The organism is Bacillus sp. hwrm1 (assembly GCF_040207805.1).
GTDB classification, from domain to species: Bacteria; Bacillota; Bacilli; order Bacillales; family Bacillaceae; genus Bacillus; species Bacillus velezensis.
On sequence record NZ_CP157943.1, the window covers coordinates 2,132,364 to 2,152,077 of the forward strand.

Genomic DNA, 19,714 nt, shown 5'->3' on the forward strand with positions numbered 1-19,714 from the left:
ACGGGGAGATTATAACATGACAAAAAAGAATGCAATTCAGGATATTTATCCGCTGTCTTATATGCAGGAAGGAATGCTTTTTCATTCCCTCCTGCAAAAGGAATCACAGGCTTACGCCGAGCAGGCCTCCTTTTCAATAACGGGGAAAGTTGACACCCGCGTGTTTGAAGAGAGCGTTCATGCCCTTTTCGAAAGACATGATATTTTCAGAACGATCTTTATCAGCCAGAACGTGTCAGTGCCGCAGCAGGTCGTATTAAAAGAGCGGAACGTCAGCATCATTGAGGAAAATCTCACCAATTTAAACAAGGCTGATCAAATCAAGCATATTGAAGAAGCCAAACGAAGAGACCGTAAGAAAGGATTTCATCTGCAAAAAGACATGCTGATGCGGGTGACGCTGCTTCAAACCGGTGAATGTGAATATACGTGCATATGGAGTTTCCATCACATCATTATGGATGGCTGGTGTCTCGGAATCGTGCTGAAAGAGTTCTTCCAGATATACGCCTCGCGGCTCCGCCGGACACCGTTAACGCTTGAGCCCGCTGTGCCGTACGGGACCTACATCAAGTGGCTGATGGAGCAAGATAAAGAAAAAGCCGCTTCGTACTGGGAGCGGTACCTTGAAGGCTTTGAGCAGCAGACTGTTCTGCCGAAGCAGAAAAAAGCCGGCGAAAGCAGACAAGAGGAAGTGACGTTTTCCTTTTCAAAAGAGGACACGGCTAAGCTGAAAGAGCTGGCCGTAAAAGAAGAGGTCACGCTGAGCACCATTTTCCACACGCTCTGGGGCATTTTGCTTCAGGCGTATAACCAGACAGAAGATGCGGTTTTTGGTTCTGTCATTTCCGGAAGGCCGTCTGAAATCGAAGGCATCGAGCGAATGATCGGCCTGTTTATTAATACCGTGCCTGTCCGGATCAGCGGGGCAAATATCCCGTTTCAAAAGCTGATCAAAAACGTGCAAAAGGACGCTTTGAAAGGACAGGCTTACAGCTATCACCCGCTTTATGACATACAGGCGAATTCACAGGTAAAACAAGGCTTAATTGATCATATTCTCGTCTTTGAGAATTATCCGGTTGAACAGGAGCTTGAAGTGCTGAACAGCAAGGGGGACACGAAAGACCTTTTTCACATCCATGATTTCAGCATGGAAGACGAAACCAACTACAGTTTTTACCTGATGGTGGCGCCGGGTGACGAGATTCATTTGAAAATGAGATACGATTCAAGCGTGTATGACCGCCAATTTATTGAAAATATCAAAGGCCATTTGGCACATATCGTCTCCCAGGTTCTCGACAAACCGGACATCACGCCGGACAAGCTTGCAATCATCACTCCAGGGGAAAAAGCGCAGCTGCTTGCACCGATTTCTGAAGAGACCGAAAAGCCTGAATATGACACGGTTCATGCGATGTTTGAACGGCAGGTTGCAAAAACACCAGATCAAATCGCGATTCGGTATGAAGGTGAGTCAGTGACGTACAAAGAGCTGAACGAATCGGCTAATAAGCTGGCCCGCCTGCTGCAAAAGCGCGGATTAAAGCGGGAGGAACCGGTAGGCGTCATTCTCGGCCGTTCCCCTTCTTTAGCGGCGGCTGTTCTCGGTATTTTAAAAGCGGGCGGCGCCTTTGTCCCGATAGATCCGGGCAGTCCAAAGGAGCGTATCCGATATGTCATTGAAAACAGCGGCTGCGTCCATGTTGTAACAGAGCGGCATCAGTCAGTCCCCGCGGAACAAACGCTGCAGGTTACATATATAGAAGAGGCCGGGACGGAAGCGGACGGAAGCAATGTGCAATCCATTAATACGGCAAACGACCTCCTTTATATGATTTATACATCGGGAACGACAGGGAAACCGAAGGGTGTGCTGCTCGAACATAAAAATATGGCCAACCTGCTTTCTCACCAATTGACGAACACAGACATTGATTTTTGCACAAATGTGCTGCAGTACGCATCTGTGGCGTTTGACGTCTGCTATCAGGAGTTATTTTCAGTACTCTTGAGCGGCGGCACCCTTTGTATCGTGCCGGAATCAATCAAACGGGATGTTTCTCAGCTGTTTTCGTTTATTGATCAGCACAACACGGAAGTTGTGTTTTTCCCGACTGCATTTGTCAAAATGCTTTTCAATGAAGAAGGTTATGCACAGTCTTTTCCCCGTTGTGTGAAGCATGTCATTACGGCCGGGGAGCAGCTGACCGTTTCGCGTTTGTTCAGGCAGACGCTCCGTTTACACGGTATGCATCTGCATAATCATTACGGCCCGTCAGAAACTCATGTGGTTTCAACGTATACGATTTCTGCGGGAGATGACATACCTGAACATCCGCCGATCGGAAAACCGATCCATCATAACAAAATGTATATTCTCAGCAAAAACAGACAGCTTCAGCCTCTCGGAATTGCGGGAGAATTGTATATTTCCGGGGCGAATACAGGAAGAGGCTATGTGAACAATCCGGCGCTGACCGAAGAGAAATTTTTGCCGGATCCGTTCAGAACGGACGCCGTCATGTACCGGACCGGAGATTTGGCAAGACTGCGTGCGGACGGCCAAATTGAATACATCGGCCGGACAGATGATCAAGTGAAGATCAGAGGGTACCGGATTGAACCGAAGGAAATTGAAACCGTCCTGGCAAATCATCATGCCGTGAAAGAAGCTGCTGTTCTGATTCAAACGAATGAGTCGGGCGAAAATGAATTATGCGCCTACTGCAGCGTCTCACAAGCGACTGATCCTTCTCAGCTGCGAAGTGATTTGGCTAAAGAGCTGCCTGATTATATGATTCCGGTCAAATGGGCTTTTGTTGACTCAATTCCGCTCACTGCGAACGGAAAAGTCGATCAGCGGGCCCTTCCGGAAGCTTCGGCATACGCAGCGGGCCGTCAATATACAGCTCCCCGGAATGTGACCGAGCTGAAGCTTACCCGCATATGGGAAGAAGTGCTTCAAACCGGACCGATCGGCGTTCACGATCACTTTTTCGAGCTTGGCGGCCATTCATTAAAGGCGACGGCACTCGTTGCAAAAATAGCTAAAGAGTGCAGTGTGCAAATCCCGCTGAGTGATGTCTTCAGCCATCCGACTGTAGAAGAACTCGCCAAAATCATCAGTGAAGCAGAAGAGAACCCGTTCGCATCCATAGAAAAGACAGAAATGAAAGAAACATATCCTGTCTCATCCGCCCAAAAACGGATGTACGTCCTTCACCAGCTTGAAAATGGCGGTGTCAGTTATAACATTCCAGCCGTTTTAGAGGTTAGGGGGCCGTTTGACCGAGACAGGATGGAAGCCGTGTTCAAGGAACTGATCCGGCGGCATGAACCGCTCAGAACGTCCTTTGAAGAAAAAAACGGCCTGCCTGTGCAGAGGATTCATGATGACGTGCCGTTTGCATTTACAAAAGAACAATCAGCCGAAGCGTTTATCCGGCCGTTCGATCTCGGCAAAGCGCCCCTTTTCCGGGCGGGATTTGTCCAAATAGAAAAAGACCGGCATCTGCTTTTAGCTGACATGCATCATATTATTTCAGACGGCGTATCCGTCAATCTTTTGATACGTGAATTCAGTGAGCTGTATGCTGAGAGAAGTCTGCCGCCGTTACGGATTCAATACAAAGATTATGCCGTCTGGCAGCAATCATTTATGGCGGGCGCCGCATATCGGAAACAAGAGGAGTACTGGCTGAACCGGCTTGCCGGTGAGATTCCCGTGCTTGAATTGCCGGCTGATAAGCCGCGTCCCCCGGTGCGGAGCTTTTCCGGTGACCGGGTGTCATTTGTCATCAATGAAAAACATACAGCACAGTTGAAAAAGCTGGCGAAAGAAAACAAATGCACACTGTATATGACGCTGCTCGGTGTGTACACGGTTCTGTTAGCCCGTTTAAGCGGACAGGAAGATATGATTGTCGGGTCTCCGATTGCAGGAAGGCCTCATGCCGACCTTGACGCCGTTCTGGGCATGTTTGTCAATACGCTTACTTTCAGGACGCGTCCCGACGGAAGCATGACATTCAAAGAATATTTAAAGGAAATTCGCCAAACAGCGCTTGAGGCTTACGAACATCAGGATTACCCGTTAGAAGAGCTCGTCGATAAGCTCGGTGTGCCGCGGGACATGTCCCGAAATCCGCTGTTTGACACAACATTTGCGCTGCAAAATATGGAACAGCAGAAGCTTAGGGCAGCCGGACTTGAACTGCAGCCGGCAGACGTCAGCCTGCCGATTTCTAAATTTGACTTATCACTGTACATCTCTGAAAACGCCGGTGAATTGTACTGCCAGTTTGAATACAGCACCGATTTGTTTAAGAGAAAAACGATTCAAAAATGGGCGGGATTTTTTACGACACTTGCCGAAAACGCCGCGGCTGATCCGGGCTTGGAATTAGACGATATTTCTGTCTTGACAGAAAAAGAAGAAGTGTCTCTGCTTCAAGATTTCAGCCCCTTGCAGAAAACAGCGTTTCCGCTTCATCAGTCTCTTCATGATCTGCTGGAACAGCAGGCGGAAAAAACGCCGGACCGTCCGGCAATTTTAACTGATGACATTTCGATTACGTATCAGGAACTGAACGAAAGGGCAAACGAGCTTGCGCATCAGCTGATCAAGCGCGGGATAAGGCTGGAGGATAAAACTGCCATTATGGGCCGGCGTTCTCCTGACATGCTGATCGGCATTTACGCTGTCTTAAAAGCAGGCGGTGCATATCTGCCGATTGATCCGGATTACCCGGAAGAGCGGATTCGCTTTTTACTGAAAGACAGCGGCGTGAAATTCTTACTGGCAGAACCAGAACTTTTCGCACCAGATCTTTTTGAGGGAGAAACGATCTCTCTGAAAAGCGGACAAACAGGAAACCCTGAAGCTGCGGCCAACCCTAACGTTCCGGTAAAACCTGATTCATTGGCTTATATCATCTATACATCCGGTTCTACGGGACGCCCAAAAGGCGTGCAGGTTGAACATCGGTCAGCCGTAAACTTTTTATACTCACTGCAAACGCGTTATGGATTAAGTGATTCTGACATCATTTTGCATAAAACATCATACTCTTTCGACGCTTCGATTTGGGAGCTGTTTTGGTGGCCGATCGCGGGAGCTTCTGTTTTCCTCCTTCCGCAAGGCGGCGAGAAAGACCCTGAAATGATACTGAACGCATTGGAGAATAACCGCATAACGGCGGCTCATTTTGTGCCATCCATGCTTCATGCTTTCTTGGAATATATAAATTCCAGAAAACAGCCGATCAAAAAGACATGTTTAAAAAGGGTTTTTGCCGGCGGCGAACAATTGGGCCCGCACCTGGTTTCCCGTTTTTATGACCTTCTGCCGGGAACGGAATTGACAAATTCCTACGGTCCGACGGAAGCGACAGTAGAAGCGGCGTACTTTGATTTGCCGCAAGGAAAAGAATTTCACAATGTTCCGATCGGCATTTCCGGGCATAACATGCGGCTGTATATTTTAAATCAAAAGAAACGGCTTCTGCCGCCGGGCTGTATCGGAGAGCTGTACATCGCGGGGACAGGGGTGGCCCGGGGCTATCTGAACCGGCCTGAGCTGACGGAGGAGCGTTTTCTCAATGATCCGTTTTACCCGGGAGAACGCATGTATCAGACGGGTGATATCGCACGCTGGACAGAAGATGGCCTTGTCGAATGGCTCGGACGTTCAGACGGACAGGTGAAAGTCCGCGGCTATCGGATTGAACCGGGAGAAATCGAAGCGGCGATCCGGCGCTTCGACGGTATTCGTGAGGCGGCGGTCACCGCCCGAACCGAACACGGCGAAACCGCGCTTTACGCCTATATCGAAGGACGGGAAAGCGATGACGTGCGGGCGGAGCTTGCGACACGCCTTCCGGCCTACATGATGCCGGCTCAGTTTATAGAGATGAGCGAATGGCCGGTCACGCCGAGCGGAAAGCTTGACCGCCGCGCGCTGCCGGCTCCCGGCGGAGCGGCAGACAGACGGGCGTACACCGCCCCGCGGAACGTCACGGAAATGAAGCTTTGCGCCCTTTGGGAAGAGGTGCTGAAAAACGGCCCCGTCGGCATCCGGGATCATTTTTTTGAGCGGGGCGGCCATTCGTTAAAAGCGACGGCTCTCGTCTCCCGCATCGCCAAAGAGTTCGGTGTTCAGGTGCCGTTACAGGACATCTTCGCCCGGCCGACGGTGGAAGAGCTCGCTTCGGTTATTCAGGACTTGGAAGAAAGCCCGTATGAAGCGATTCAGCCTGCGCAAACACAGGACACCTACCCGGTGTCTTCGGCGCAGAAACGGATGTATGTGCTCCAACAGCTTGAAGACGGCGGTGTCGGCTACAATATGCCGGCTGTGCTGGAACTGACGGGCCCGCTTGACCGCGGCCGGCTGGAGGAGACGTTCCGGCAGCTTGTTGAGCGGCATGAGTCGCTTAGAACGTCCTTTGAAACGGGGCCTGACGGCGAACCGGTGCAGCGCATCCATGACAGCGTGCCGTTTCAGCTGGATGAGGCCGGGTCAGCTGACGCATTCGTCCGGCCGTTTTGTCTGGAGGAAGCGCCGCTTTTCCGTGCGGCCCTCGTGAAAGAATCGGACGAACGTCATCTTTTATTAACGGATATGCATCATATTATTTCTGACGGTGTGTCCGTCAACACCTTGATAAAAGAATTCGGCGAGCTGTACGCAGGCCGTTCGCTTGCGCCAATGCGCCTTCAATATAAAGACTATGCCGTCTGGCAGCGGTCGTTTCAGGAGAAAGAAGGGTACCAGAAGCAGGAAGCCTACTGGCTGAAGCGGCTAGAAGGAGAGCTTCCGGTGCTTGAGCTTCCGGCTGACAAGCCCCGTCCGGCTGTCAGAAGCTTTGCGGGCGGCAGCGTATCGTGCACGCTTGACGCTGAAACGGCATCCGGCCTTCACCGAATCGCCCGGGATCACGGCTCCACTTTGTATATGGTGCTTCTCGCCGCGTACAATACGTTACTCGCGAGATTGAGCGGGCAGGAAGACATCATCGTCGGCTCGCCGATTGCCGGGCGTCCGCACAAAGACCTTGAACCGATTCTCGGCATGTTCGTCAACACGCTCGCCATCAGAACGGAGCCGAAAGGAGACAAACGGTTTACCGATTACTTGGCGGAAGTCCGCCAGGCCGCGCTTGAGGCGTATGAGCATCAGGATTACCCGTTTGAAGAGCTAGTGGAACGGCTCGGTGTGCAGCGGGACACAAGCCGCAATCCGCTGTTTGACGCCATGCTTGTCGTCCAGAATATAGAGCATGAGGAACTGCTGTTGGACGGTTTGCATATTCAGCCTGCGGACGTGTCCCGTCCGGTTTCCAAATTTGATGTCACTCTGCAGGCTTCTGAAGGCGGGGGACAAATTCATTTTCTGTTTGAATATGCGGCGTCTTTATTCCGGAGAGAAACAATGCAACGCTGGGCTTCCCACTTTATGACGATGCTTGAACACATTGTCCGTGAACCGGAAACTTCTTTACAAGCGATCAGCATGCTGACTGCTCCGGAACGGAACCGGATTCTTTCGGACTTTAACGGCATGACGGATCAACAGCTGCCTGAAAAAACAGTTCATGAACTGTTCATCACCCAGGCGCGAAAAACACCTGATGCCGCGGCCCTTATCAGCGGGGAAACATTGATCACATACAAAGAATTAGATGACTGGTCGAATAAAATCGCCAGAGCTCTGCAAAAACGGCAGATCGGACCTGATGCAGCCGTCGGCATTGTGATACCAAGATCGCCGGAACAAGTCGCGGCAGTCTTCGGGGTTTGGAAAGCCGGAGGAGCCTACGTCCCGATAGATCCTGAATATCCGGAGGAACGCAAGCAATATATCATCTCAGACAGCGGCACAGCGCTTCTTCTTACCGCACACGGTGCGATAGAACAAGTGCCTGATCGTTTTAACGGTGAAGTGATCGCACTGGAGGATATCCAAGAACAGGATGCTTCGCCGGTCCAGTCATTATCAGCACCGGAAGATTTAGCTTACATCATTTATACATCGGGAACGACAGGCAGGCCGAAAGGGGTTATGGTCGAACATCGATCCGTCAGCCAAACCCTTCAATGGCGGAGCGGATTTTATGATCTGAATGAGAAAGATACGATTCTTCAGCTCTTTTCATTTTCATTTGACGGGTTTGTAACAAGCATGTTCACACCGCTGATTTCCGGTGCGAAAGCGGCCGTTTTAGCCGAAGATGAAGCAAGAGATATTCTTGCTATTAAACACTATCTTGCATCTTACCGCATCACTCACATGATCATTGTTCCCGTACTGTACCGTACACTGCTTGACGTACTGGAGCCGGGGGATGCAGAGTCTCTCAGAATTGTCACATTAGCGGGAGAAGCTGTCGACCAAAACATTATCAGCCGCAGTTTATCAGTTTGTCCACACACGGAGCTTGCCAATGAGTACGGCCCGACGGAAAACAGCGTCGCCACTACAGCGGCAAGACATATAGAACAAAGTGAGAACATTACGATCGGCCGTCCGATTGAGCATTCACACGTTTATATTTTAAACGGAGATCATCCGCAGCCGATCGGTGTAACGGGAGAACTTTGCATCTCGGGTTCCGGTCTTGCAAGAGGGTACCGCAATCTTCCTAAGCAAACGGCCCAAGCCTTTGTCCAAGACCCGTTCCAGAAGAACCGGCGCATGTACCGCACGGGCGACCTGGCAAAATGGCTGCCGGACGGCACGCTGCAATATATCGGCCGAATAGACGAGCAAGTCAAAATCAGAGGCTACCGGGTGGAACTGAAAGAAATTGAATCCGCCTTAACAGGCATAAAAGGTGTCAAAGAAGCAGCCGTCACCGCTCATACCGCATCAGCAGGCCAAACGGAACTATGCGCTTATATCGTGACAGAAGAAGGAACAGAAAGTGAAACCGTGCAGCAGGCGCTCAGAAATGAAATGCCCGCTTATATGGTGCCGGCGTTCTTTGAAACACTTGAAGCCCTGCCTGTCACACCGAACGGGAAGCTTGACCGCCGCGCGCTTCCTGAGCCGCGGAAAAAAGCGCACACCGGACAGGCATTTACCGAGCCTGAAAGCGACATGGAAAAAGAGCTGTCCGCGATTTGGAGCGAAGTGCTCGGAACTGAAAACATTGCCGCGGATCAATCATTTTTTGAACTGGGCGGCGATTCCATCAAAGCCCTGCAAGTATCAGCCCGATTACATCAAGCAGGAAAACAGATCGCCGTAAAAGATATTTTCAGCCGGCCGACAATTAGGGAGCTGGCGCCTTATGTCCGTACAGAGCGGCAGCCGGTCAGCCAAGCTCCTGCAGAAGGAGAAGTGAAGTGGTCGCCGATTCACAAATGGTTCTTCACACAAGACATGAAGGAAGCAAATCATTTTAACCAGTCCGTCATGCTGACGAGAGCAAATTCAATAGATGAAGAGGCTCTGAGGAAAACGTTAAAAGCCATTACCGTACATCATGATGCCTTGCGCCTTGTCTGCATAAAAGACGAAGAGAAAGGTCTTCTCCTCTTCAACAGACCGGCTGACCTCGCAGATGAGCAGCTTTACAGCCTGACCATATTAGAAATGGAAGGCGATGAGCATGAGAAGGAACGTTTTGTAAAACGCCGCGTCGCAGAGCTTCAGAGAAACATGGATTTAGAGAACGGGCCGCTGGTACAGGCGGGGCTGTTCCGCTCTGAAGCAGAAGATTACTTGTTTCTGACGGTCCATCATCTCGCTGTCGACGGGATATCATGGCGGATTTTATTGGAAGACTTGGCTTCTGCTTATGAACAGGCCGTCTCTGGACAGGAAATCAAACTCCCTCCGAAAACCATGTCATTCAAAACATATACGGAGCAGCTGGCCGATTTTGCCGAAAGTAAACAGCTTCTTCAGCAGGCGGAGTATTGGCGGGAGATTGAACACTATGAAACAGAAAGTCTTCCTTACGAACAGGCAGATTTATCTCAAACTCCTGCAAAAAAACGGAACACGGTATCCTTCACTCTGACAGAAAGTGAAACGGACGCCCTGTTGAAAGATGTGCACAGCGCCTACAATACGGATACGCAAGATGTGCTTTTGGCTTCCGCCGTGCTCGCTGTTCAAAAATGGTCGCCGCGGCACGCTTTGAAAATCGCCCTTGAAGGACACGGACGCCAATCGGAGCAGGCAGGTGCGGACATCAGCAGGACAGTGGGGTGGTTCACTTCCATTTACCCGGTGCTTTTCCGGAGCGGAGCTTATGAACCTCTTGAAGAATATGAAATTCGCACATTGAAAACCGTCAAAGACACATTGCGGCGCATTCCGGATAAAGGGAACGGATACGGTGTCCTCAAATATTTAACACCGCCGAAGCTTGCCGGGATGACTTTCGGGAAAGCACCGGAGATCAGCTTTAATTATCTCGGGCAATTCGATGCGCCCGGCGGGAACCCGGCAGAAACGGAACAGCCTGACGCGTTTCAGTTTTCTCCTTTGGGAGGCGGAGATGATGTGACAGATACATGGAAACGGGAGCAGTCACTTGAAATCAGCGCGATTGCGGCAAAAGGCCGGATGACCGTCAGTATTTCCTATGAAACGGAGCGCTTTCGGCAAGATACGATCGAACAGCTGTCCGAAAGCTGCCGGTATTATCTCCTGAAACTGTCGGAACACTGCCTCAGCAAAACCGATACGGAGAAGACCGTCAGTGACTTTGATGATCGGGAGCTGACTGAGGAAGCATTGCAGGATATTGCCGACTTACTCAGCTTCCACTAAACCGAGCGGGAGGAACACATGGACAAAACAAAAAATATCCAAAATATTTATCCCCTCAGCCGAATGCAGGAAGGAATGCTTTTTCATTCCTTTCTGCAAAAGGAGGGGGCTGCATATATCGAGCAATCCGTCTTCACCATAAAAGGCCGGCTTCGTCCGGAATTGTTTGAGCAAAGCGTACAGTCTGTCATCAGCCGCCACGATATTTTCAGAACGGTTTTTTTACCTCATGTCGCTCAGCTGAACGGCCCCCGCCAAGTTGTGCTGCGTGAGCGGGAATTCCGGCTGCACCGCGAAGATCTTACACATTTGGACGAAGCGGAACAGAGCATCTATTTACAGCGATTTAAGGAACGTGACCGCTTAAAAGGCTTTGACTTGCAAAAGGATATGCTGATGCGTGTTTCTTTGTTTAAAACGGCTGACGAAAAATATGTATGCGTCTGGAGCCACCATCACATCCTTATGGACGGCTGGTGCCTCGGCATCGTCCTTCAGGAATTCATGCATATGTACCGGGCGATTGAAACAGGCTCACCCATCACACTGGCGCCCGCAAAGCCTTACAGCACTTATATTACATGGCTGACTGATCAGGACAAAGACGCGGCTTCTGAATATTGGAAAGGGTATTTAGCAGGCTGTGAGACACCCTCAGGACTCCCGAAAATATCGGCCCGTCCCCAGGAAAAAGGCTACCGCAAGGAAGAGCTGCTGTTTTCTATAGATCAAAACCTGACGGACAAGCTGAAAACCATCGCCAAAGAAGAGGGCGCTACGCTCGCGGTTCTTATGCAGACTGTATGGGGCCTGATGCTGCAGCGCTACAACCGGACGGACGATGCCGTATTCGGCGCCGTCGTATCAGGGCGGCCTTCCGTCATTGACGGCGTGGAAAGCATGATCGGTCTGTTTATCAATACCGTGCCGGTACGCATTAAAACGGGTGACGAAAGCTTTAGAGAACTGCTGGGCCGCTTGCAGAAAGAAATGCTTGATTCAGAGGCGTTCAGCTATCATCCGCTTGCTGACATCCAATCGCAGACTGAGCTGAAACAGGATTTAATTGACCATATCATCGTGTTTGAAAATTATCCGATCCAGCAGCAGATGAAAGACGCGGAAAAGGAATCGGATGCACCGTTCCGGATCGGGAATGTCAACGTTTCGGAACAATCGGGTTACGATTTTAACCTCATCATAGCGCCTGGCGATGAGCTGCTCATCAAATTCAGCTACAATGCGAACGTTTATGACGAAGTATGGATAGAGAGCGTAAAAGGACACTTGGAAGAAGCTCTGCGCGGCGCCGCCTTCAATCCCGATTTTCCGGCTGATCGGCTTCCGATGCTCGGACAAAAGGAAAAATCAAGAATAATCGGCGAATTTAATGACACGAAAACAACTTATGAAAGAGATGAAAGCATCATCAGCCTGTTCAGCCGACAGGTGAAGAAAACCCCGGACCATCAGGCGCTTCACGCCGGCGGGCTGACGATGACGTACCGGGAGCTCGATGAACGGTCAACTGCATTCGCCCGCACCCTGCTGGAAAACGGTTTGGCGCCAAAGGGAATTGCCGGGATTCTGGCCGAACGCTCACCGGAATTTATCATCGCTGTTCTCGCTGTATTGAAAGCGGGAGGGACGTACCTTCCTCTTGATGCAGAACTGCCAACCGACAGGATCGCCGATATGCTCACTGAGAGCGGAGCACAGCTGTTAACGGTGCAAAAAGGAATTGAGACTGACATTGACTTTTCTCACATCATCTCTATCCCGGCTGCAACTGAAAAACAAACACCTGATGCGGGAAAACTGAATACCGATACAGCACGTGATGACCTTGCCTATATTATGTATACATCCGGTTCAACAGGAAAACCGAAGGGCGTGATGATTTCCAACCGAAACGTCGTATCGCTCGTGTCAAACAGCAATTACACGTCGGCTGGCATGTCGGACCGTCTCATTCTGACAGGGTCCATCGGTTTTGATGCAGTGACGTTTGAAATCTTCGGAGCACTTTTGAACGGAGCATGTCTTCATGTGGTTGACCGCTCGACAATGCTTGCCCCTGAGAGGTTCGGCAATTATCTTTCTTCCAACCGTATTACGATTCTGTTTTTGACGACGGCACTCTTTAACCAGTTCGCCCAGGCAGATCCGGAGATGTTTTCTGGGTTGCACACCTTATATGTCGGCGGAGAAGCATTGTCCCCGGCGCTCATCAATAAGGTCAGACACCGCTGTCCGAATCTCAGCCTTTATAACATATACGGACCGACGGAAAATACAACATTTTCTACCTTTTACGAAATCAGGCACGATTTTTCTCAGCCGATCCCAATCGGAAAACCGATCAGCAATTCAACCGCGTATATCATTGATAAAAATGGCGGACTTGCGCCGATCGGCGTGCCCGGTGAGCTTTGTGTCGGCGGTGACGGGGTTGCCAAAGGCTATTTAAACAGGCCTGACTTAACAAGTGAAGCATTTGTCAGCCACCCGGTTCATCCTGAAGAAAAGATCTACAAAACAGGCGACTTGGCACACTGGCTGCCTGATGGAAGCATCGGATACATCAGCCGTATCGACCGCCAATTCAAGATTCGCGGGAAGCGGATTGAGCCGGCCGAAATCGAAGCGCGCTTGACTGAAATCGATGGAATCAGGGAAGCGGCAGTCATCGTGTCAGACGAAGGACAAGAAGCAACCCTTTGTGCGTATTATACGGGCGCGCATGCTGAAGAAAGAGCCATTCAATCCCTGCTGGCCAGGTCGCTTCCCGACTATATGATTCCGCAGTATGTGATGAAGCTTGACCGTATGCCGCTTACTGCAAACGGCAAAGTGGACCGCCGCGGGCTGCCTGCGCCAGAACGGAAAAAAACGTCATCAAAAGCCGTTCCGCCACGAAACTGGGTAGAGCGTGAGCTGATCGACATTTGGACGCCGATCCTCGGCTGCGGGGAGCTGGGCATACAGGATGACTTCTTTGAGCTGGGCGGCCATTCTTTGAAAGCATTGCAAGTGATTCATCAGCTGAAGACCAGGCAGCAGATGGATGTGCCGATTGAAATGATATTTGAATATCCGACAATTGAACAATTGGCTGAAAAGCTGTATTCAAACACACTGTCAGAAGCTGCAGAGCAGCATATCAGCAGACTGAACCAGCCGAAAGGCCGCAATATATTCTGTTTTCCGCCTATCTCAGGTTTCGGCATTTTCTTTAAAGATCTTGCGGCGGCATTAAACGGACGGGCTGCTGTGTACGGTTTTAACTTTATTGAAGAAGACAGCAGAATGGAACAATACATTGATAAAATGCTGGAAATACAGCCGGAAGGCCCTTATATCCTCTTCGGATATTCAGCGGGCGGCAATACGGCATTCGAGGCGGCAAAAGCGATGGAAAAGCGCGGCTTAGAAATCAGCGACGTCATTATCGCAGACGCGTACAGAAAGCTTGACGCACTGCCGCCGCAGCCAACAAACGCAACAGCCGAAAATGTCCCGGAAGCCGTCAGAGAAGCGGTCATCAAAAAGACAGAGCGCTATCAAACGTACTGGGCGGAACTGATAAATGATGGCCAAATTGCGGCAAACCTCCATTTTATCGAGGCCGGTATAAAGGAAGAGCACAGTGATAAGACCGAGCCGATGAAATGGGAAGGCGCCACAACGGGACTCTATCAGGAATATCAAGGCGGGGGCGCCCATAAAGATATGTTTGAACCCGCCTTTGCACATCAAAATGCTGAGGTCATACTCGACATCATTGCAAACAGCGGAAGACGCTTGGCGCGGAATCTGTAACATCCGGCAGAATGGTTCAGGATGACAGAGGGCAAGATAGGGGAATCAAACCAGTTTTTTGGAGGCTTTGACATGACGAACCTATCTTGGCTTACGTATGTAATGATCATTCTTGCCAGCTACCGGCTGACCCATTTGATCGTATTTGATAAGATTACGGAATTCATAAGAAAACCCTTTATAAAGCAAGAAAAAACCGTCGATCAAAACGGGCGCGCCGTCCAAAAAAAAGTCCCTTCCTCCGCATTCGGTTATATGCTGCAATGTTATTGGTGTGCGGGCGTCTGGTGCGCCATATTGATCGGCATCTGCTACTTGGTCTGGCCCCGCTATGCACATCCGGTTATTTTCATTTTGTCCATCGCCGGAGCGCAGGCCATTCTTGAAACGTGTGTCGGCGTCGGAACGAAGGTCATTGACGTGCTCGCCGCCATGAAACATAAAAAGTCCTGAAGCGTTTTGATTCGCTTTAGGACTTTTTTCTTTCCCTTTTAGGCTGAGAGGAGCAAAGCAGGCTTTCTGATTCACCGCCCGGAATGCTTCGGAATACCGTAAAGCAGAGAGGGGGAAAAACATGAAAAGCTGCCGTTTTAGCATGATATGGTTTTTGGCCGTTGTACTGACAGCCGGCATCTTTACATTCTCAGTATCCGCACAAGCAAGCGGCACTCAGCCGGAGAGAGAAATGAGAGCCGTATGGATCGCGTCTGTCACCAATATCGACTGGCCCTCTAAAAAAGGGCTGTCACCGGAAGAGCAAAAAAGAGAATACAGCAAGCTGCTGGATGACGTTCAGGAGATGGGAATGAACGCCGTTATCGTCCAAATTAAGCCTGCGGCTGATGCTTTTTATCCATCAGATTACGGGCCTTGGTCAGAGTATCTGACAGGAACACAAGGCAAAAATCCCGGCTACGATCCGCTTGCTTTTTTAGTTGAAGAGACACATAAACGGAATCTTGAATTTCACGCTTGGTTCAATCCTTACCGGATCACGATGAATCACACAAATTTGAATGCGCTTTCAGATGATCATCCCGCGCGTTCGCATCCGGACTGGGTCGCTGCATACGGAAAACAGCTGTACTATAATCCGGGCATTCCGGAAGTAAGACAATTTATAACGGATGGAATCAAAGAGGTGGTCAGCCGTTATGACATTGATGCGGTTCATATGGATGATTATTTTTATCCTTATAAAATTGCCGGACAGGAATTCCCCGATCAGGCGGAATACGAACGGTACGGAAAAGCTCACTTTGCATCAATTGATGACTGGCGCCGGGATAACGTCAACCGGCTTGTAAAAGAAATCAACCAAACCATCAAACGAGAAAAACCTTATGTCAAATTCGGAATCAGCCCGTTCGGCGTATGGAGAAATGCCGCAGATGACCCGACAGGCTCCGAAACGGCCGCAGGGGTGCGGAACTATGATGATTTATATGCTGATACGAGAGAATGGATCCAAAAAGGATACATTGATTACATCGCACCGCAAATTTACTGGAGCATCGGATTTAAAGCGGCGGCATATGACGTCTTAGCGGATTGGTGGGGAAAAGAAGTGAACAATCGGCCGGTGCATTTATATATCGGGCAGGCAGCTTATAAAATCAACAACAACGCTGATCCGGCCTGGGCCGACCCGGGGGAATACGGAAGGCAGATTACTCTAAACAGGGGATCAGCATGGATAAAAGGCAGCATGCATTTCAGTTTAAAGGATTTAAACCGTAATCCGCTCGATGTAAAAAACCGTTTGATCAAAGACATGTACAGCCGGCCCGCATTAATTCCCGAGATGCCTTGGCTCGGACATTCCGCTTTAAAAAAACCGGCTGTCAAACGGGCGGAGAAGAACGCTTCAGGCCATACACTCTATATCGAAGATGCGAAATCCAACGGTAAAAAAACGGCTTATTACGCCATTTACCGCGCAGAAAAGGGAAAGCAGCCTTATTTAGTGGATACAGTCAGAAAAACATCGTCACGGACGCAGACATTTTCAGATACTGATATTCGGGCGAAAGAAGCCTGCACCTATTTCGTTACTTCCGTTGACAGGCTTCACCATGAGAGCCGTCCCTCCGCAAAACGGACAATTAAATAGCCATTATTAATAAAACTGACCGTTGCGGCGCTGTCAGTTTTTTTGCAGCGGATGAGTCCGAATGTTCAGACTTTATTTGGATGGAATGAATAAAGACCCCCATTAATAAAATGTAGAAAGCAGCAGAAGGAGGAAGGTTAATGAATTTTCAACTGACAAAAGAACAGCAGATGGTGCGCGAAATGGTCAGAGATTTCGCCAAAAATGAAATTGCCCCGAAAGCCCATGAGGTTGATCAATCGGCCGTCTTCCCGATAGACACATTTAAAAAAATAGGCGAACTCGGGCTGCTCGGAATTCCGTTTCCGGAAGAATACGGCGGGGCGGGCGGTGATACCATTTCATATGCAGCAGCGGTCGAAGAAATCGGAAAAGCCTGCGGCAGCACGGGGCTGAGCTACGCGGCGGCCGTGTCACTCGGCGCAAGCCCATTATACTATTTCGGTACTGACCAACAAAAGCAAGAACATCTTATTCCGCTTGCTTCGGGAAAAGCGCTCGGATCATTCGGGCTGACAGAGCCGAATGCCGGTTCCGATGCCGGCGGAACCCAGACAAAAGCCGAGAAAAAGGGCGATGACTATGTGATAAACGGAGAGAAATGCTGGATCACAAACGCAAATTACGCCCGCACGGTCATTGTCACCGCCGTTACGGGAAAGAACTCCGCCGGAAAACCGATCATTTCAGCTCTCATCGTCCCGACAGACACACCGGGATTTACGATCACAAATCCGTACGACAAGATGGGTGTGAGAGGGTCGGATACGGCCGAACTTGTGCTGGAGGATGTCAGGGTGCCTGCCGATAACCTGCTCGGTGATCCTGAAAAAGGTTTTAAACAATTTTTATATACATTAGACGGCGGGCGGATCTCGATTGCGGCACTGGCTGTCGGTATCGCTCAAGGCGCACTGGAGGCATCGCTGTCATATGCGAAGGAACGCAAGCAGTTCGGCAGTCCGATATCGTCATTTCAAGCCATTCAATTTAAGCTGGCCGATATGGCGATGGAAATTGACCTTGCCAGACAGATGGTGCTTAAAGCGGCATGGCTGAAGGATCAAAACCTGCCATTTACGAAAGAAGCTGCATTCGCCAAGCTTTATGCTTCAGAAATGGCCGTCAGAACATGCCTTCAGGCCATCCAAATTCATGGCGGTTCCGGTTATATGAAGGAATGCGGTGTCGAACGTATGCTTCGTGACGCAAAGCTGATGGAGATTGGCGAAGGAACGTCAGAAATTCAAAGAATGGTCATCGCAAGACAGCTTTTGAAGTGAAATGAAAACGTTTACTAAGACAGGGATGGAAGGGGGCAGGTCATATGGCTGAACTTATCCATTTAACAGCCGGAAAGCTGCTTGAGCGGACCGCGGAGCTTTTTCCGGATCGTGAAGCGGTTGTTTACCCTGAGCGCGGCCTTCGTTATACGTATGCCGAGTTTGACCGGTTATGCCGGCAAACCGCAAAAGGGCTGATGAAGCTGGGAGTTGAAAAAGGAGATCATGTTGCCATATGGGCATCCAACATTCCGGAATGGCTCGCGGCGCAATTTGCAACGGCGAAAATCGGCGCCGTTCTGGTCACCATTAATACCAATTTTCAAATCGCAGAGCTCGATTATCTGCTGGCACATTCAGACGTCTCGGCCTTGATAATCATGGATTCCTACCGGCAGACATCTTATGTTGAGATGGTGAATAAGCTAATTCCGGAGCTGAAAACTTGTGAGCGCGGCAGGCTGCGTTCGAAACGTTATCCCTTTTTAAGGACGGTGTTATATATCGGTGATAAAAGCCTGCCCGGGATGCACCGTTGGGATTCATTGCTGGATAATGCCGAAGCTGTAACGGATGCAGCGCTTGACGGAAGGATGGACAGCCTGAAAAAGGATGATTGCATTCATATGCAATATACATCAGGTACGACCGGATTTCCGAAAGGCGTCATGCTCTCACATTTTAATATCGTAAATAACGCGGCCAATATCGCAGAATGCATGAAGCTTACTTCATGTGACCGTTTATGTATTCCCGTGCCGTTTTTCCACTGCTTTGGGTGCGTGCTCGGCGTGCTGGCATGTGTTTCCGCGGGTGCGGCGATGATTCCGATCGAACAGTTTTCTCCGCCGGCCGTTCTGAAAACGGTGGAGCAAGAAGCCTGCACGGCTCTGCACGGTGTACCGACGATGTTTATCGCCCTCCTAAATGACAGCCGTTTTTCTGAATATGATCTTTCCCACGTCCGAACCGGGATTATGGCAGGCTCGCCATGCCCGGCGGAAGTCATGAGAGAAGTGATCGGCAAAATGGGGATGACTGACATTACAATTGCCTACGGACAGACCGAAGCATCACCTGTCATTACGCAGACAAGAACAGATGATCCGTTTGAAAGAAGAGTGGAAACAGCCGGGCGCGCGCTTCCCCATATCGAAGTCAGAATCGTTCGGCCCGGAACATCCGGAGAAGCCGCCAGGGGCGAACAAGGAGAGCTCTGCACCCGCGGATATCATGTCATGAAAGGCTATTATAAAAATCAAGAAGCGACCGAAGAAGCGATAGACAAAGACGGCTGGCTGCATACCGGTGATTTGGCGGTCATGGACGAGGACGGATACTGCAAAATCACGGGCCGTCTGAAAGACATGCTGATCAGGGGCGGCGAAAATATCTATCCGCGCGAGATTGAGGAAATGTTATATCGGCATCCCGCAGTGGCGGACGTTCAGGTCGTCGGCGTTCCTGATCCGAAATACGGAGAAGAGGCCGCGGCGTGGATCAGGCTCAAAGACGGACAAACCGCTTCCGCAGAAGACATCAGAACCTTTTGCAAAGAACATATCGCCCGCTATAAAGTCCCCAGGTATGTTTTGTTTACAGATGAATATCCAATGACAGCCTCAGGAAAAATTCAGAAATTCAAGCTGCGGGAAAAAACGATTGAAGAGCTCAAGTTAACTTAATGAAAAAGGAGTGCTTCAC

The 19,714-nt window shown here is 50.1% G+C and carries 6 protein-coding genes; all 6 read left to right on the forward strand.

Features of this window, described 5'->3' with window-relative positions:
- Window positions 1-16 precede the first annotated feature (16 nt).
- The 6 genes from ABK447_RS11200 to ABK447_RS11225 all read left to right on the forward strand — a co-directional run bounded on the left by ABK447_RS11200 (window position 17) and on the right by ABK447_RS11225 (window position 19,695).
- Window positions 17-10,792, forward strand: coding sequence for a non-ribosomal peptide synthetase (locus tag ABK447_RS11200; RefSeq protein ID WP_094031761.1), 10,776 nt, complete (start codon window positions 17-19; stop codon window positions 10,790-10,792).
- Window positions 10,793-10,810: 18 nt separating this feature from the next.
- Window positions 10,811-14,614 carry a non-ribosomal peptide synthetase gene (locus ABK447_RS11205; protein WP_038463981.1) on the forward strand — a complete coding sequence of 1,268 codons (3,804 nt, stop codon included), beginning with the start codon at window positions 10,811-10,813 and terminating at the stop codon, window positions 14,612-14,614.
- Between the two features lie 72 nt (window positions 14,615-14,686).
- Complete coding sequence (locus ABK447_RS11210) at window positions 14,687-15,067, forward strand: DUF1360 domain-containing protein (protein WP_007410116.1); 381 nt, start codon at window positions 14,687-14,689, stop codon at window positions 15,065-15,067.
- Between the two features lie 121 nt (window positions 15,068-15,188).
- Window positions 15,189-16,727: a glycoside hydrolase family 10 protein gene (locus tag ABK447_RS11215; RefSeq protein WP_094031760.1), complete on the forward strand. Its 1,539-nt coding sequence runs from the start codon at window positions 15,189-15,191 to the stop codon at window positions 16,725-16,727.
- A 140-nt stretch (window positions 16,728-16,867) separates the two neighbouring features.
- Window positions 16,868-18,010 (forward strand): acyl-CoA dehydrogenase family protein, encoded by a 1,143-nt coding sequence (locus ABK447_RS11220; protein WP_007410118.1) that lies wholly within the window; start codon window positions 16,868-16,870, stop codon window positions 18,008-18,010.
- 44 nt (window positions 18,011-18,054) lie between these two features.
- Window positions 18,055-19,695 carry an AMP-binding protein gene (locus ABK447_RS11225; protein ID WP_042635251.1) on the forward strand — a complete coding sequence of 547 codons (1,641 nt, stop codon included), beginning with the start codon at window positions 18,055-18,057 and terminating at the stop codon, window positions 19,693-19,695.
- The last annotated feature ends 19 nt before the right edge of the window (window positions 19,696-19,714 follow it).

Coding starts and splice junctions, on each gene's coding strand:
- ABK447_RS11200 (WP_094031761.1), top strand. CDS start 17: ATGACAAAAAAGAATGCAATTCAGGATATTTATCCGCTGTCTTATATG.
- ABK447_RS11205 (WP_038463981.1), top strand. CDS start 10,811: ATGGACAAAACAAAAAATATCCAAAATATTTATCCCCTCAGCCGAATG.
- ABK447_RS11210 (WP_007410116.1), top strand. CDS start 14,687: ATGACGAACCTATCTTGGCTTACGTATGTAATGATCATTCTTGCCAGC.
- ABK447_RS11215 (WP_094031760.1), top strand. CDS start 15,189: ATGAAAAGCTGCCGTTTTAGCATGATATGGTTTTTGGCCGTTGTACTG.
- ABK447_RS11220 (WP_007410118.1), top strand. CDS start 16,868: ATGAATTTTCAACTGACAAAAGAACAGCAGATGGTGCGCGAAATGGTC.
- ABK447_RS11225 (WP_042635251.1), top strand. CDS start 18,055: ATGGCTGAACTTATCCATTTAACAGCCGGAAAGCTGCTTGAGCGGACC.